This window comes from Gluconacetobacter azotocaptans (assembly GCF_014174355.1).
Classification (GTDB): domain Bacteria; phylum Pseudomonadota; class Alphaproteobacteria; order Acetobacterales; family Acetobacteraceae; genus Gluconacetobacter; species Gluconacetobacter azotocaptans.
Genome location: NZ_JABEQF010000003.1, coordinates 162,959 through 178,898, shown reverse-complemented (window position 1 = coordinate 178,898; position 15,940 = coordinate 162,959). Strand labels below are relative to the sequence as shown.

The window sequence follows — 15,940 nt, the reverse complement described above, 5'->3', positions numbered from 1 at the left end:
CCGATCGCCGGTGGTTTCAAGAGCCGATCTGCGCAAATCGTCCCTGTCGGCGCGCACACAGCCTCACGTTTCTGTGACCTGACGGGTTTTCCGATCCGTCGTTGCGCATTGCGCGGGGCACCGATGCGCCGCCACTTGTGCCTTGCGCGCGCGGTGGCGGAAGACTACCCCAACCCAAGGCGCCGGCCGGTCCGGCGGAGCGCCAAGCCATGAGACAGGGTCATGCCGCCTGTACCCGATATCGACGATCCCACGACGTTCGACGCGCACCAGCAGCAGCGCGCCATCGAGGTCGTGCGGCGCAGCCGCCTGAGCGTGCAGACGGTGTGTCTGCTGGTCCTGACGATCCTGGCGGTGTTCTACACCCTGTATTTCGCGGCGGCGATCATCCTGCCCATCGTGCTGGCGCTGGTCGTGAACCTGCTGCTGTCGGCGCCGATGCGGATGCTGCACTTCCGGCTGCGCCTGCCCAAGACGCTGGCGGCGCTGTTGCTGATCCTGTGCGTGTTCGGGGTCGTCGGCGCCATCGGGACGGCGATTTCCGTCCCCGCCGCCGGCTGGATCGCCCGCGCGCCGCAGACAATGGCGGCACTTCAGGCCCACCTGGTGGTGCTGCGCGGACCAATCCAGATGATCCAGGCGGCCAACGACCGGATTGCGAACTTCCTGTCGGTCGTCGGCGGCCAGCGCAGCCATGGCGGAGGCGCGCAGGTGGTGCTGCTGGCGCCGTCGTCGACACCCGGCGGGGGGCTGGGCACGTTCGGCTCCAGCGTCCTGCTGGGCACCCGCGCCTTCGTCGGGCAGCTGTTCACGATGATGCTGATGCTGTTCTTCCTGCTGGCGCAGGGCGACAGCCTGCTGCGCCGCTTCGTCGAGATCATGCCGACCTTCGCCGACAAGCGCCGCGCGGTGCAGATCGCCTACCAGATCGAACGCAACGTCTCGTTGTACCTGACCACGATCACGATCATCAACGTGCTGGTGGGGCTGGCGAACATGCTGCAGTGCTGGGTGTTCGGCCTGCCGAACCCGCTGCTGTGGGGGGTGGTGGCGTTCCTGCTGAACTATATCCCCATCATCGGGCCGATGACCGGCATCGTGATCTATTTCGTCGTCAGCCTGTTCGTCTTCCCCTCGATCCTGCAGGCATTGCTGCCGCCGGCGGTCTATCTGTGCATCCACCTGATGGAAGGCGAGACGATCACCCCCATGGTGCTGGCCCGCCGCTTCACCCTGAACCCGGTGCTGGTCATGGGCTCGCTGATGTTCTGGGACTGGCTGTGGGGCGTATGGGGGGCGTTCCTGTCGGTCCCGCTGCTGGCGGTCTTCAAGATCATCTGCGACCATGTCGACGTGCTGACGCCGATCGGCCATATCGTCGGTGGCCCGACGCGCCCGCGCACGGTCCAGTCCGCGATAATGCCCGGACGCTCGAAATGGCGCGCGGACTGACGTGACATACCCCAGGGCGCTGCCCTGAAAACCCGGTCGTCTTATCCCTGGTGGGTTCGGGCAAAGCCCGACCCGATCCCTCAGGCGTCGCCGCTGGCCAGGGCTTCCAGCCGCGGCATCGCGGCGATGTGGATGGCGTGGCCCTTGCCGATGGCGATCATGCCTTCGCGGCGCAGCCAGCTCAGTGTCCGGCTGACGGTCTCGATCGTCAGGCCCAGATAATCGGCGATGTCCGCGCGGGTCATCGGCAGGGGGACGACGCCGGTGGGGTCCAGGGCGTCCTGCACGCGGTCCAGCAGGAAGCTCGCCACCCGCTCGCGCGCGGTCTTGCGGCCCAGCAGCAGCATCTGGTTCTGGGCCGCGACCAGCTCGTTCGATGCTTCCTCCAGCAGGCGGCGCTCCATCCGGGGGAAATCGTCCAGCAGATGCCGCATCCGCGCGCGCGAAAACCGGCACAGCCGCACGGTGTCCAGGGCCTCGGCCCCGAAGGCGTAATGGTCGGACACCGCCAGCCCCAGGAAATGGCCCGTCCCGGCAAAACCGGTGATCTGCCGCCGCCCGTCCGGCAGCGCTTTGAACAGTTTGACGGTGCCCGCGGTGATGTTGAAGAAATCGGTCGCCGGCCCGCCTTCCTCGATGAAGCAGCGGCCCGGCAGCACCAGCGTCTCGACCGCCGTTTCCGCCAGCCGGGCGATGTCGGCATCGTCCACGACACTGCACACGCTGCGGCCGCGGACGCCGCAGCTCAGGCAGTATTCCGGGCTGCGATGCGCGCCCGCCAGGCTGATACGGCGGGGCCGGGCCTCGAACTGGCAGGTGGTCTGGTCAGGCATTGTGCTCCGGGCTCCTCCCGGTTCGGACCTGTCCGGGGGTGGACGGGTCCGTGGTCCGCCGGAAGGCGGGGCTCGCCAGCGGGACACGACATGGGCGCAGAATGCGGGCAGAGTTGATCTGAATCAATGCCCGAAAGGGCCGTGATCGCGAGCGTCCCCGGGCAATGACAAAAAGAAGGCCGGGTCGCCCGTTGGATAATCATGCTTCCCGCATTGTCGTCGACCTGCTGCGGCCCGACGACATCGCCGTGGTCTACCCCCTCGTCCGGTCGGCCTTTCCGGCAATGGACCGCCGCCTGTGGATGCGTTCGGCACGGCGCGCCACGCGGCCCGGCCCCCGCCTGCGGCGGGGGATGCTGGTGGCGCGCCATGGGGGCGGCGGCTTTCCCTGCGGCCTGATATCCTTTCACTGCGACTCAGATATGCGTTTCGGCCGGGTTCTGACGGCCGAGCATTTCATCGTCCTGACCTTCGGGGACCATGGGGCGGTGCTGGACGCCTTCCTGCCGGCGCTGGACGCCCTGGCGCGGCAGGCCCGGTGCGGCGCGGTCCGCACGATGCTGCCGGCCACCGAACCCGCATTGCTGGCCGGCCTGGCGGCGCGGGGCCACCGGGAAGCGGGCGCCGTCACGGTGCGGCTGGTGGCCGATCCCCCGGCCGGACCGTCTTGATTCATGTCAAGGCGGCGCCTGGATGCCCGTGATCTTTGCCAGACCACACGATGTGTTCATCGCGAAAAGATCAAGAGGCCCGAAACGAATGAAACTGACCCGTAGCCTTGCCTTCCACATGGCGGTCGGCATGGCGATGCTGGCGCCCGTCGCGGGATACGCGCAGACCGCCACCCCGTCGGCCTACGTGAACGCGCCGGTCGTCGCCCCGGTCGTCGCGCCGCCGCCCGCGCATGGCGGGCATTGCGGGCTGTTCGAAACCTGCGCCAGCACCAAGATCGGCCTGGGCAAGGGCGACTTCCTGATCCGCCTGTCCGCGCTGGGTGTGATGCCCGAGGACCGCGACAGCAAGCTGTGGATCAACGGCGCGGCGGTGCCGGGCCGGATCAAGACCACCCGCCAGGTGATGCCGGAACTGACGTTCGAATATTTCTTCACCGATAACCTGTCGGTCGACCTGATCGCCGCCAGCACGCGGCACGAGGTCGCGGCCGAGGGCGTGGGCGGCTCCGCCCATGTCGATGTCGGCAGCGCCTGGGTCCTGCCGCCGACCGTGACGTTTGCCTGGCATTTCCGTCCGCACAAGCGCTTCAACCCCTATGTGGGCGTTGGCGGCACGATGGCGTGGTTCCACAACATCTCGCCGGCCGGCGGCCTGGTGCAGAAGCTGAATGTCGGCTTCACCGGCGGCCCGTCCGTCAATGCCGGCTTCGACTATCAGCTGGTCGGCAACTGGTTCTTCAACTTCGACGTCAAGCAGATGTTCATGCGCATGCATGCCTGGGCGAACGACCGTGGCGGCTCCAGCGGGCCCTTCATCCGGGCGCATGATTCGCTCGACCCGACGGTCGTCGGCGCCGGTATCGAATACCGGTTCTGATCCTGTGACCGCGGCGGTTTCCTCCGATCTCCTGTCCCGCTACGGGGGGAACCTGCCGCGCTATACCAGCTATCCGACGGCGGCGCAGTTCACCGGGGATATCGGCCCGGCGGACGCCGATGCCTGGCTGCGCGCCGTCCCGTCGGGGACGGCGCTGTCGCTGTATCTGCACGTGCCGTTCTGCGATGCGCTGTGCCTGTTCTGCGGGTGCAACACCGCCGTGATGCGCAACCCCGACGGGCGGGCGGCCTACGGCGCGCTGCTGATCGACGAACTGTCGCGCGTGGCCGAACGGCTCGGCCCCGGGCGCCCGGTGTCGCATGTGCAATGGGGCGGCGGCACGCCCACCACATTGCCGCCCGGCACCCTGCGGCAGGTCATGCAGACCATCCGCCGCCTGTTCCGCGTCGAGGCCAGCGCCGAAATCGCCATCGAACTCGACCCCCGCTACCTGCCCGACGAGTATCCGGCCCTGCTGGGGGCGCTGGGCTTCAATCGCGTCAGCCTCGGCGTGCAGGACCTCGACCCCGAGGTGCAGCGCGCCTGCGGCCGCATCCAGAGCCACGCGCAGACCGCGGACTGCATCCGGCGGGTGCGCGACGCCGGCATCGGGTCCGTCAATATCGACCTGATCTACGGCCTGTCGCACCAGACCGAGCAGGGTGTCGGCGACACCGCCGCCTCGGTTGCGGCCCTGCGCCCCGACCGGCTGGCAGTGTTCGGCTACGCCCACGTACCCTGGAAGCAGAAGCGGCAAGCCATGCTGCCCGCCGACGCCCTGCCCGGTCCGGCCGACCGCCTGGCCCAGCGCGCGCGGATCGACACGGTGCTGCGCCGCGCGGGCTACCGGGCCATCGGGTTGGACCATTACGCGCGGCCCGCCGACCGCATGGCCCTGGCCGCCGAGGCTGGAACGCTGCGCCGCAATTTCCAGGGCTATACCGTCGATCCGGCGTCGGTGCTGATCGGCGTCGGCGCCTCGGCGATTTCCGCCTTCGGGCCGGGCCTGACCCAGAACGCGACGACTACCGCCGCCTACGCCCGTCTGCTGGCCGACCCCGCGCGCATTCTGCCGGTGGTGCGCGGCGTGCGCCGCACCGCCCAGGACCGGTTGCGGGCCGACGTGATCGAGGCGCTGATGTGCGACCTGCGCGCCGACCTGGCCGACATCGCCCGCCGCCACGCCGCGCCCGACGATTGCTTCGCGGACGCCGCCCCCGCGCTGGGACAACTGGCGGCGGACGGGTTCGTGACGCTGGACGGGCCGGTGATCCGCGTCACCGAGGCCGGACGGCCGTTCCTGCGCACGGTGGCCGCCCTGTTCGATGCCTATCGCGCCCCGGCTGACGTGACACGGCATGCCGCCGCCATCTGAACAGGACGATCCGCGCCCGGCCGTGGGGCAGGCCGTCGTGACCCAGGCGGCGCGGGCCTGCCTCGCCGCGTCGCTGGACGCGGCACAAGGCGCGGACTGGCCGTTCGCGCACTGGACGCTGGCCGACCTCCTGCCGCCCGCCTGCGTGGCGGCCCTGCTGGACTGGGACCCCGGCCGCGGAGCCCGGGGCGGCGACACCGGCGGCCGGCGCGAGGCCCGAAACGCCAACCGTGTCTTCGTCACCCCGTCCCAGCGCGCGCGGGTCCCTGGCCTGGCCGTCCTTGCAGACATGTTCGACGCCCCCGCGACGCGGCAGGCGCTGGCGGGCCTGTGTGGCGCGCGGCTGGCGGGGACGGCGCTGCGGCTGGAACTGTGCCTGGACACGGACGGGTTCTGGCTGGAACCCCATACCGATATCGGGGCCAAGAAGCTGACGCTTCTGGTGTCGTTGTCCACCGATGCCGATGCCGCCGCGTGGGGGACCGACCTGATGACCGGCGACGGGCGCGCCGTCGCCCGGGCGTCCGGGGCATTCAATTCCGGCCTGCTGTTCGTGCCGGCTTCCGACAGCTGGCACGGGTTCGTGCGCCGCCCGATCCGGGGCCTGCGCCGGTCGCTGATCGTCAATTTCGTCGGTCCCGAGTGGTGCGCCACCCAGGAACTGGCCTTCGGCCCGGCGGGCTGATCCTCGCGCGGACACCCCACGGTCATTTTTTTGCGTTTCGGCCCGGTTCGGTTCTAGGAATGCATCCAGGAATTTCCACCCAGGCCGTGGCTCCCCCCGATCATGGCGCAGCAGGACCGAGAGAGGTATGACCGAACACGCGCGCGAGACGATGGAATTCGATGTGGTCATTGTCGGCGGGGGTCCGGCCGGCCTGGCGGCGGCCATCCGGCTGCGGCAACTGGCGCCCGACGCGACGGTGTGCCTGATCGAGAAAGGGAGCGAGATCGGTGCCCACATCCTGTCGGGCGCGGTGATCGAACCCAGGGCGCTGGCCGAACTGCTGCCCGACTGGCAGGAACGCGGCGCGCCGCTGAACACCCCGGTGAGCGAGGAGGCGATGCTCTACCTCACCGAAAGCCGGGGCTACACGGTGCCGATGCTGGACCGCGTGATGCCGCACATGCGCAACCACGGCAATTACATCGTCAGCCTGGGCGATGTCTGCCGCTGGCTGGCGGTCCAGGCCGAGGAACTGGGCGTCGAGATCTATCCCGGCTTCGCCGGCGCCGAAATCCTGGAGGAAGACGGCCGCGTGGTGGGCGTCGCCACCGGCGACATGGGCATCGGCCGTGACGGCCAGCCCGGCGCGAACTATGCGCCCGGCATGGAACTGCGCGCCCGCTATACCCTGTTCGCCGAAGGCTGCCGCGGCTCGCTGACCAAGCGGGCGATGGCGATGTACAACCTGCGCAAGGGCGTGGACCCGCAGACCTACGGCCTGGGCATCAAGGAATTGTGGGAAATCCCCAAGGACCTGCACCGCCCCGGCCTGGTGCAGCACAGCTTCGGCTGGCCGCTGGACGACCGCACCTATGGCGGCGCGTGGATGTACCATTTCGGCGAGAACCTGGTGTCCTACGGCTTCGTCGTCGGGCTGGACTACCCCAACACCTGGCTGTCGCCGTTCGACGAGATGCAGCGCCTGAAGCTGCATCCGTCCTTCCGCAAGTTCTTCGAGGGCGGCCGGCGCATCGCCTATGGCGCCCGCGCCCTGTCCGAGGGCGGGCTGCAGTCGGTGCCGCGCCTGACCTTCCCCGGCGGCGCGCTGGTCGGCGACGCGGCGGGCTTCCTGAACGTGCCCAAGATCAAGGGCACCCACACCGCCATGAAATCCGGCATGCTGGCGGCCGAGGCGGTGGCCGAGGCGATGGCGGCCGGCAAGGCCGAACCCGCGTCCTATACCAGGCGGGTGCGGCAATCGTGGCTGTGGCAGGAACTGCGCGGGGTCCGCAACATCCGTCCGGCCTTCGCGCGGTTCGGCATGAAGGGCGGCGCGCTCTATTCCGGGATCGACGCCATGCTGCTGCGCGGCCGCGCGCCGTGGACCCTGCACCACCGCCATGCGGATAACGAGGTCCTGGAATCGGCCACCGTCTCGACGCCGATCGCCTACCCCAAGCCGGACGGCCGGATCACCTTCGACCGCCTGTCCTCGGTCTTCCTGTCCGCCACGAACCACGAGGAAGACCAGCCGGTCCATCTGAAGGTGCGCAACCCCGACCTGTGGAAGACGGTCAACTGGGACGTGTTCCGCTCGCCCGAAAGCCGCTACTGCCCCGCGGCGGTGTACGAGGCCGTCGATACCGACACCGCGCCGCGCCTGCAGATCAACGCGCAGAACTGCGTGCACTGCAAGACCTGCGACATCAAGGACCCGGCCCAGAACATCGACTGGGTCACGCCCGAGGGTGCGGGCGGCCCGAACTATCCGGGCGGGATGTGATTTTCCGGTGAAATGCGGTATGGGGGCGTCCTGAACGGCCCCCCTCCCTCCGAAGGCAACAGGCAAAGACGTCAATGAAGGTTCTTGTCCCGGTAAAACGCGTGATCGATTTCAACATCAAGCCCCGCGTGAAGGCGGACGGCACGGGTGTCGAGACGGCGGGCGTGAAGATGTCGATGAACCCGTTCGACGAGATCGCGGTCGAGGAAGCGGTGCGCCTGAAGGAAAAAGGCATCGCGACCGAGATCGTGGCGGTGTCGATCGGCGTGCAGCAGGCGCAGGACACGTTGCGCACGGCGCTGGCGATGGGGGCCGACCGCGCCATCCTGGTCCTGACCGACGTGGCGGTGGAACCGCTGGGCGTCGCCAAGGTCCTGAAGGCGCTGGTGGCGAAGGAAAGCCCGGATCTTGTGATCCTGGGCAAGCAGGCGATCGACGACGACATGAACGCGACAGGCCAGATGCTGGCCGGCCTGCTGGGCTGGTCGCAGGGCACCTTCGCCAGCAAGATCGAAATCGCCGACGGCCGCGCCGTGGTGACGCGCGAAATCGACGGCGGGCTGGAAACCGTGTCGCTGGCGCTGCCGGCGATCGTGACGGCTGACCTGCGCCTGAACGAGCCGCGCTATGCCTCGCTGCCCAACATCATGAAGGCGCGCAAGAAGCCCATGGAAACGGTGGCCCCCGGCGATCTGGGGGTGGATGTGACACCGCGCCTGACCACCCTGTCGGTGGCCGAGCCGCCGACGCGCAAGGCGGGCGTCAAGGTCGAGTCCGCCGCCGATCTTGTGGCGCGTCTGCGTAACGAAGCGAAGGTGATCTGATCATGACCGTACTCGTTCTTCTGGACCACGAGGCCGGCGCGATCAGGCAGGCTTCCCGTTCCGCCGTCACCGCGGCTCTGGCCCTGGGCGACGTCCACGCCCTGGTCACCGGCGACGCGGCCGTTGCCGCCGCCGCCGCGCAGATCCCTGGCATCGCGCAGGTGCTGCGCGCGACCGACGCCGGCAGCGCCCACGACCTGGCCGAACCGCTGGCCGCCCTGATCGCGTCGCTGGCCGGCGCGTACAGCCACATCGTCGCGGCGTCGGGCGCCACCGCTAAGAACGTGCTGCCCCGTGCCGCCGCCCTGCTGGACGTGCAGCCGATCCCCGACGTGGTGTCGATCGTCGATGGCGAGACCTTCGTCCGCCCGATCTATGCCGGCAGCGCGCTGGCGACGGTGAAATCGTCGGATGCGAAGAAGGTGCTGACGGTTCGCGCCTCGAATTTCGACCCGGCCCCGGCCGAGGGCGGCAATGCCGCGGTGCGCGAGGTCACGGCGCCCGACGCCCCGGCGGTGTCGGAATTCGTATCCATCGAACGCTCGAAGTCCGAGCGGCCCGAACTGGACGCCGCGCGCATCATCGTTTCCGGCGGCCGCGGCCTGCAGAACGAGGAGAATTTCAAGCGGCTCGAACCCCTGGCCGACCGGCTGGGGGCGGCCATCGGCGCGTCGCGCGCGGCCGTCGACGCCGGGTTCGTGTCCAACGACTATCAGGTCGGGCAGACCGGCAAGATCGTCGCACCCGAGCTGTACATCGCCGTCGGTATTTCCGGCGCCATCCAGCATCTGGCCGGCATGAAGGACAGCAAAGTCATCGTGGCGATCAACAAGGACCCCGAGGCCCCGATCTTCCAGGTCGCGGATTACGGGCTGGTGGGCGACCTGTTCGAGGTTCTGCCGCAGCTTGAGGCCGCGCTGGACAAGGCCGGCTGATTTCCGGGCGTCCGCCCGAACCCGGCAAGGGCCTCGGCCCTTGCCTTCCCGTCTCGTTTCACGAAGTCATGGGCATCCAAAGGGCCAAGCCCTTTGGTGGCTCGAGGGGCGACGCCCCGTGTGCGCAAAGCTGGCGGTATGACCAGCTCTTTTGCGACAGGCCTCGGGGCGCGGACCTGAAGCCCGCCAAAACCCACCGGCCTTTGGCCGACCAATCCGCTCTCCATGATCGGGGTCCAGGGCCTCGGGCCCCCGAGTTTGGATAACGGCTGGGTTCGGGCAATGCCCGACCTTCGCCCCCGGGCGGCGCAAATTGTTTTTCTCAGGAAACGATGTAGGTTGATAAAGACGGTATTCGCCCGTTGGAAGGCTGTGAGAGTAAAAGGATAGAGTTCCTGATGCCTGCTCATTCGAATCGTCCACGGAACAGCCTGCCCACGCGAATTGTCCTGATGTGCGGTCTTGCCTTCATCGTCATCCAGGCGATGGCCGTGACGATTTCGGCATGGATGATGAAATCGCAGGTCGAAAAAAGCGTATTCTCGGAAGCCACCGCGCAGAGCCGGATCCTGGTGGACCAGATCGTAACGCGAATGTCCCAGCAGAATGCGATAGTCCGCAGCACAGCCGGATCGATCGAGGCCTCCCACAAGGCCGGGACCGGCAACCGGGCGGAAGTCCTCAGCCTGCTCAATGAAAGCGAAACGCGCTTCACCGACAGCTTCGGCATGTGGATGGAGGAAACGCCCTCGGGCTTCGACGGCCGCAGGGACGCACATGCGATCGGCAGCAATTCGAACGGGATATTCTTTCCCTATTTTACCCGGAAGGCCGACAAGTCGATCGAATATCACGCCATCAAGGAACAGTACGACCATCCCTGGTACACTTTGCCGATGGCCCGGGGGAACGGGATACTGACGGCCCCCTATGTGGCGGAGAGCAACCATGTGGAAATGGTCTCGTTCGCCTATCCCGTGGTCTTCGACGGCAAGAAGATTGGCGTGACCGGTATCGACACGCCGCTCGACTGGATCGTCACCCTGCTGGGCAATGCGCACATATTCGGCAGCAGGAACATCGCGCTGATCTCCGACGATATGCTCTGGATCGCGAACCCGGACGAGACGCTGCTGATGCAGCCCTACAAAGGGGAAGGGACAAGCGAACTTTCCCGGGCGGTTTCCACCCGCAAGATCCAGATCATCCGGGGTTTCCAGGGCGGCACGCAGGAGCGGATCATGATCCCTTTCGTGATCCCGGGCTTCGACAACGTCTGGACCCTGGTCGTCGATGTGCCGGTATCCGCCCTGAGTACCCCGGTGCGCAACAATGTGGTCGCGCTCGTAACGTCGGGCTTCGTCCTCATGGTGCTGTCGGTGCTGCTCATCTACCTCATCTCGGGAAGGCTGATCAGGAAACCGTTCCGCAACCTGCTCGCCGCCGTGTCCGATCTCAGCCACGGCAGGTATGACGACAGGATTTCGGGGACGGACCGGCGTGACGAGATCGGCATGGTCGCACAGGGCCTGGAAGGCTTCCGCGTCTCGCTGCTGAAGGCCCGGCATGCCGAGGTGGAAGCGGCGGAAACCCGCCGCCGGCACGAACGGCTCGAACAGAAGGCCAGGCAGGAAGAAGAAGAAAAGATCAGAAACGTCGACCGGGTCATCCGGACGATGGACGAGGGCCTGAGCAAGCTGGCGAAGGGCGACCTGTCCTTTGAACTGAGCGACAGCCTACCCTTGGAATTCGAACCCCTCCGGCGGAATTTCAACCAGTCCGTCCGCCAGCTTGCCGATGCATTGTCGGAAATCGCCGCGTCCGGCCGGGTCATCCGCACGGGAACGTCGGATGTCGCTTCCGGGGCGGACGACCTGGCCCAGCGCACCGAGCAGCAGGCGGCCGCGCTCGAACAAACGGTCGCCGCGGTCACCGAGACCACGCAAAGCGTGGCCAGCTCGGCAGCCCAGATCGGCGCCGCGCAGAAAATCGGCCTGCAGGCACGCGGCTCCGCCACCGCCTCTTCTGAAATCATGCGGCAGACCCATCAGGCGATGCAGCGGATCGAGGAAAGTTCCAGGCAGATCGTCACCATCGTCGAAGCCATCGACGGGATTGCGTTCCAGACCAATATCCTGGCGCTCAACGCGGCGGTCGAGGCCGCCCGGGCCGGGGAGGCCGGCAGGGGTTTCGCGGTCGTCGCCAGCGAGGTACGGGCCCTGGCCCTGCGCTGCGCCCAGGCGGCGAAGGACATCGGCACCCTGGTCCGCAAGACCGGTTCCGAGATCCAGACGGGCTCGAAATGTGTCAGCGATACCGGAAAGGCGCTCAAGGACATTTCGGACTTTATTGCCCGCATCAGCGACAGTCTGAACCAGATTCTGGTGGCGGCGCAGGAGCAATCCTCCAGCCTGTCGGAAATCAATATCGCGGTCAGTTCCATGGACCAGACGACCCAGAAGAACGCCGCCGCCGCCGACCATTCCCGCGCCGCATCCCGCAGCCTGGCAGGCGAGACGGAAAGGCTGACGGCCCTCATCAACCGTTTCCGGGTGCCCGGCAGCACCAACATCGTAGAATACCGGCTGCGCGACAGCGCCTGACAAAGCCGGCGATGGGTGCCGTGGACGATCGTCAGGCCAGGGCGGGCACGCCGATCAGGGCGGCATGCAGCCAGAGCGCCATGCCTGTCCAGGCGACGGCGCCGATGACCAGCGCCGTCGCATCGCCCCGCGCCGATCCGGCCGGATAGACGGTGCCGGCCGTCCGGTCGCGCCGGCGGGATACCCCGAAATCGAGTGCGGCCCACAGCAGGAACGGGCCGAACAGCACGACGTCATGCACCATGCCGGTGGCCAGCAGATGGCCGAACGCCCATGTCTTGACGCCGGCCAGCATCGGATGGCCAAGGCGGGCCTTGATGTGGTTGCGCGGCACATAGGCCGCCGCGACCAGAACGAAAGCCACCAGCGTAAACAGCGCATTGGCATGGCGCAGCCACGCCGGGGGGCCATACAGCATGTGCGGCTGCATCCGTGCCATGCCGAACCCCATCACGATCAGGACCAGACCGGCGAGCGAGACCAGCGAGAAGACGCCCTTCCAGCGCATCAGGCCCCAGGAGGCGACCCGCCGGTCCCGCCAGGCGGGCGCGATCATGTGGACCGAATGCATACCCAGAAAGAGGACGAGACCGCAGATCAGCAGCAGCATGACGCGGCGTCCCTTCGAGGCTGTGCGGTGATGATCGGGACAGGCTGCCCGTTCAGCCGAAACGATCGTGATATGACCGGGTTCCCGCACAGGTGCCGGCTCTTTCGCGGCATGCCTCAGGGCGCTGCCCTGAAAGCCAGGTCATTTTATCCAGGATCGGGATCCAGGGCCTCAGCCCCCCGATCCTGGATAACGGCTGGGTTCGGGCAGAGCCCGGCCTATTCTTCGCCCAGCCGCGCACGGGCGCGGCGGACGACGGTCTCATACTCATCGGGGCTCAGATGCCCCTCGTTCAGCATCGCGCTGGCCCGCGCCAGCGCATCGCGCGCATGCGCCGCGTCCGGGATCGGGTAACGCCGTCCCGGCAACGCGAAATCCGTGTCCGGCAATGCCGCGCGTTCTTCCTCGGTCAGTCTGGCCATGGTGCTCGCCCCCATTGTGCGGGGCCAGCATATCACGGCATGCGACGTTCATCATCGCTGGTGCGCGGGGCCCGGCCCTGCGGTGTCACACCAAAGGGCCGGGCGTATGTCCGTCAGAAAGACGCGCCGATCGTTCCGAAGAACATGCGCGGCGGGGTGGGATACCCCACATAGGTATCGGCATCACCGGGGGTGAGGGACGACCACGAGCGGGCATTCGTCAGGTTGCTGATGTTGAACTGCAGTTTCAGGCTGTCCATGTGCGGAATATGCTGGAACGTGTAGCCGGAGCTGACGCCCAGCAGCAGGCGCGGCGGCACCATGACGCTGTTGGTCAGCGTGCCGGGGCGCACACCCATATAGCTGCCATTCAACTGGGCATTGAAACCACCCTGGTTGTAGCTGATGACAAACTTGTCGGACCAGACGGGAATGGCAGGCACCTTCTTGCCCTTGGTCGCATACAGCGTGGCGCCGTCCATGAAGTCGTTGCCGTAGATGCTGCTGATATACGAGACCGTGTCGTAGACGGAGAAATGCGGACCGAAGCGGAGCGTGAAGGACAGGTCCATGCCGTTCGTCGAGACGTTGCCCAGGTTGGCGACGGTGCCGCCAACGCCGGAAATGCCCTGGTTGGGCGGCTTGATGGCGCCCAGACGGTTGTAGAAGTCCACATGGTAATATTCGAGCTGTCCGCTGATGCCCGTCAGCGGGCCGGCCCGGAGCGGATGGCTGGTACGGATGCCGGTCTCGTAGGTCCAGGATGTCTCCGGCTTGCCTGTCCGCTTGAATTCCTCGAACGCATCCTGGGTGGTGACGGCCCACGGAGAGGTCGAACCGTACCCGGTCTGGGCAAAGGAGTTCATATTCTCCTGGATGTTGGCGAAGAGCTGTTCATGCGGCGTGAAGCTCCACAACGCGCCGAACGCGGGAAGGAACGGCTCGACGGACGGGATCGTGCCACCCGGAACAGTATGGGTACTTGTGTCCACCAGCGTCTTGGCGCCCGTCACCGCGGCGGCAAGGGATTGCGGCAATGCCGCGACCGGCAGCGTGCCGTTGGTATAGACCAGTTCCGACTTGAACCCCGCCGTCAGTGTCAGATGGGGCGTGACCCGCCAGGTATCCTGAAGGTGGGTGACGAACGTATTGGTGAAGAACACGTTGTTCCATTGCGTGAACAGCGGGTTTTTTGGCGTTTCGTACGGCGTCAGCGTATTCGTGGTGGTCAGCGGGTACCAGTAGCGGCCCTGGCTGTTGTTGTTGCGTTCATACCAGCCGCCGATTTCGATATTATGGTGGCCGATATGGTAATGCAGGGTGCTCATCAGGCCGCCACGGTAATCGTCATATTCCGTGGTGCGGACGGCATAGCCGGTTCCGCCGGTCGCGTCCCAGACCTTCGGGTCGATTCCGGCGACGGTGTAGGTGAACTGACCGTTCTTGATGTATTTCGTGCCCGTCGGATCGAGGTACGAGCCCAGAATGGTCAGGATGGCATTCGTGCGGACCGAGGTGGCGACCACCCCTGCGCCGTCATCGTAATGAAAATACAGTTGGTTGTCCCACGTCAGGTTCGGCGCGAACTTGTGGGAAATATTCACGTAGGTCAGGTAGTCGGTCCGCTGGGCGGCGGAAAAGTAATACAGATTGTTCGGCGCGCCCGGCGCTTTCGCCTTCGAGGACTCGGACGGATAATTCGCCATCGCCGCATCGAGGTCGGGATAGAAGGCGCCACGGGCATAAAGATCGGTGGGCGCGGTCAGGCCCTGCGTGTTCGGCTCGGCCTTGTTCTGCCAGTCGAAATATGCGGTGACGGTCGTGTTTTCATCCCTGTGGACGAACTTGCCATTGACCTGGTAACCGCCCTGGCGGTTGGCCGGGCCCAGGTTCCACGGACGGGCGTCCTGCCGGGCAAACGCGAAATAGGCCGCATTGCCGTTGCCGAACTGGCCGGTATCGACACGGGCGAATGTCCGGAACGTGGAGTACTCGCCAAAGGTCTGACGGATCGTGGCCCCCGCCTTCCGCTTGGGATCGCGCGTGGTGAATTCGATCGTCCCGCCCAGGTTGCTGGTCGAGGCCGTTCCCAGCGCGCCGGCGCCGGATGACAGCGAGGTACGCCCGATATCTTCGCTGATGGCCGCGCGCTGCGGGGAAAGACCATTGTAATTTCCGTACGCACCAGCACCCAGCGGAATGCCATCCAGCGTGTAACCCAGTTGGGTATTGGAAAATCCATGCACGAAGATGCTGGAATTCTGCTCGTTGTTGCCCCACGGATCGACGTTGGTGAAGGTCACGCCGGGCAGCAGGTCGAGCGCCTGCATGGGGTTCTGGCCGGGCATCATCTCCTGTATCTGGTCGCCGCTGATGCTCATGACCGACCGGGTGTGATGACCGGTCGCAACCACCTGCTCGATGCTCTCAGCCTGGCTTGCGCGCACCTTGCGGGCCGTGCGCTTGAAAGGGGCGGCGCTTGCCTTGTGCACGACCAGGCCGCCGCCGGGCATGGGTTCCACCGTCATGCCGCTGCCGGACAGCAGCCGGTGGGCGGCTTCGCCCGGCGTCATGGTGCCGTTGACCGCCGGGGCCTGGTGATGGGCAACCAGTTCGGGCGGGAAGACGATGCTCTGTCCGGTTTGCCGTCCCAGTGCTTCCAGCGCCTGATCCAGCGGCTGCCGGGCAATATGCACGGCGGTGGTGCCGGACGCCGCGCCCAGGGCGGGCGGCGTAAGAATGGAGGCCCCTGCCGTCAGAAGAAGGACGGATTGAAGGATGGACCGGGGGTGGGCTGTCATGAATCGTGTGTCCTGCTGTCGCGTGCGGTGGCGGTCTCGGCAGGAAGACAGATGAAAACCGGGAATCCTCCGTCATGGAGGCGC

General features: G+C 66.7%; 13 protein-coding genes. 9 read left to right on the top strand and 4 right to left on the bottom strand.

The features are described from left to right. The first annotated feature begins 222 nt into the window (after positions 1–222). Positions 223–1,452 (top strand): AI-2E family transporter, encoded by a 1,230-nt coding sequence (locus HLH34_RS04825; RefSeq protein ID WP_183118469.1) that lies wholly within the window; start codon positions 223–225, stop codon positions 1,450–1,452. A gap of 80 nt (positions 1,453–1,532) precedes the next feature. Here HLH34_RS04825 and HLH34_RS04820 read toward each other — a convergent pair whose 3' ends face one another. Then, on the bottom strand, positions 1,533–2,285 hold the full coding sequence (locus tag HLH34_RS04820) for a Crp/Fnr family transcriptional regulator (RefSeq protein WP_183118468.1): 753 nt from the start codon (positions 2,283–2,285) through the stop codon (positions 1,533–1,535). Between the two features lie 191 nt (positions 2,286–2,476). On the opposite strand from HLH34_RS04820, the gene HLH34_RS04815 reads away from it, so the two are divergent. From HLH34_RS04815 to HLH34_RS04780, 8 genes are all read left to right on the top strand, one after another. Beyond that, complete coding sequence (locus HLH34_RS04815; protein WP_183118467.1) at positions 2,477–2,956, top strand: hypothetical protein; 480 nt, start codon at positions 2,477–2,479, stop codon at positions 2,954–2,956. Positions 2,957–3,044: 88 nt separating this feature from the next. Next, positions 3,045–3,836, top strand: a complete 792-nt coding sequence (locus HLH34_RS04810) for an OmpW/AlkL family protein (RefSeq protein ID WP_183118466.1) — start codon at positions 3,045–3,047, stop codon at positions 3,834–3,836. Positions 3,837–3,840: 4 nt separating this feature from the next. Beyond that, positions 3,841–5,211 (top strand): oxygen-independent coproporphyrinogen III oxidase, encoded by a 1,371-nt coding sequence (hemN, locus tag HLH34_RS04805; protein WP_264784399.1) that lies wholly within the window; start codon positions 3,841–3,843, stop codon positions 5,209–5,211. Continuing rightward, a complete protein-coding gene (locus tag HLH34_RS04800; RefSeq protein ID WP_240161951.1) occupies positions 5,195–5,896 on the top strand; it encodes a 2OG-Fe(II) oxygenase in 702 nt (233 codons plus the stop codon). Before hemN ends, HLH34_RS04800 begins: the two co-directional genes overlap by 17 nt. Before the next feature lie 127 nt (positions 5,897–6,023). Continuing rightward, positions 6,024–7,661 carry an electron transfer flavoprotein-ubiquinone oxidoreductase gene (locus tag HLH34_RS04795; RefSeq protein ID WP_183118464.1) on the top strand — a complete coding sequence of 546 codons (1,638 nt, stop codon included), beginning with the start codon at positions 6,024–6,026 and terminating at the stop codon, positions 7,659–7,661. A gap of 74 nt (positions 7,662–7,735) precedes the next feature. Next, positions 7,736–8,485, top strand: a complete 750-nt coding sequence (locus tag HLH34_RS04790; RefSeq protein WP_183118463.1) for an electron transfer flavoprotein subunit beta/FixA family protein — start codon at positions 7,736–7,738, stop codon at positions 8,483–8,485. Positions 8,486–8,487: 2 nt separating this feature from the next. Continuing rightward, positions 8,488–9,420 carry an electron transfer flavoprotein subunit alpha/FixB family protein gene (locus HLH34_RS04785; RefSeq protein ID WP_183118462.1) on the top strand — a complete coding sequence of 311 codons (933 nt, stop codon included), beginning with the start codon at positions 8,488–8,490 and terminating at the stop codon, positions 9,418–9,420. A gap of 398 nt (positions 9,421–9,818) precedes the next feature. After that, on the top strand, positions 9,819–12,023 hold the full coding sequence (locus HLH34_RS04780) for a methyl-accepting chemotaxis protein (protein ID WP_183118461.1): 2,205 nt from the start codon (positions 9,819–9,821) through the stop codon (positions 12,021–12,023). Between the two features lie 31 nt (positions 12,024–12,054). On the opposite strand, the gene HLH34_RS04775 is transcribed toward HLH34_RS04780, so the two are convergent. The 3 genes from HLH34_RS04775 to HLH34_RS04765 all read right to left on the bottom strand — a co-directional run bounded on the left by HLH34_RS04775 (position 12,055) and on the right by HLH34_RS04765 (position 15,856). Continuing rightward, positions 12,055–12,633: an NnrU family protein gene (locus HLH34_RS04775; protein ID WP_183118460.1), complete on the bottom strand. Its 579-nt coding sequence runs from the start codon at positions 12,631–12,633 to the stop codon at positions 12,055–12,057. 218 nt (positions 12,634–12,851) lie between these two features. Beyond that, entirely contained in the window at positions 12,852–13,055 is a 204-nt protein-coding gene (locus HLH34_RS04770; protein WP_183118459.1) for a hypothetical protein, read from the bottom strand. Positions 13,056–13,168: 113 nt separating this feature from the next. Then, positions 13,169–15,856, bottom strand: coding sequence for a TonB-dependent receptor plug domain-containing protein (locus tag HLH34_RS04765; protein ID WP_183118458.1), 2,688 nt, complete (start codon positions 15,854–15,856; stop codon positions 13,169–13,171). Positions 15,857–15,940 lie beyond the last annotated feature (84 nt).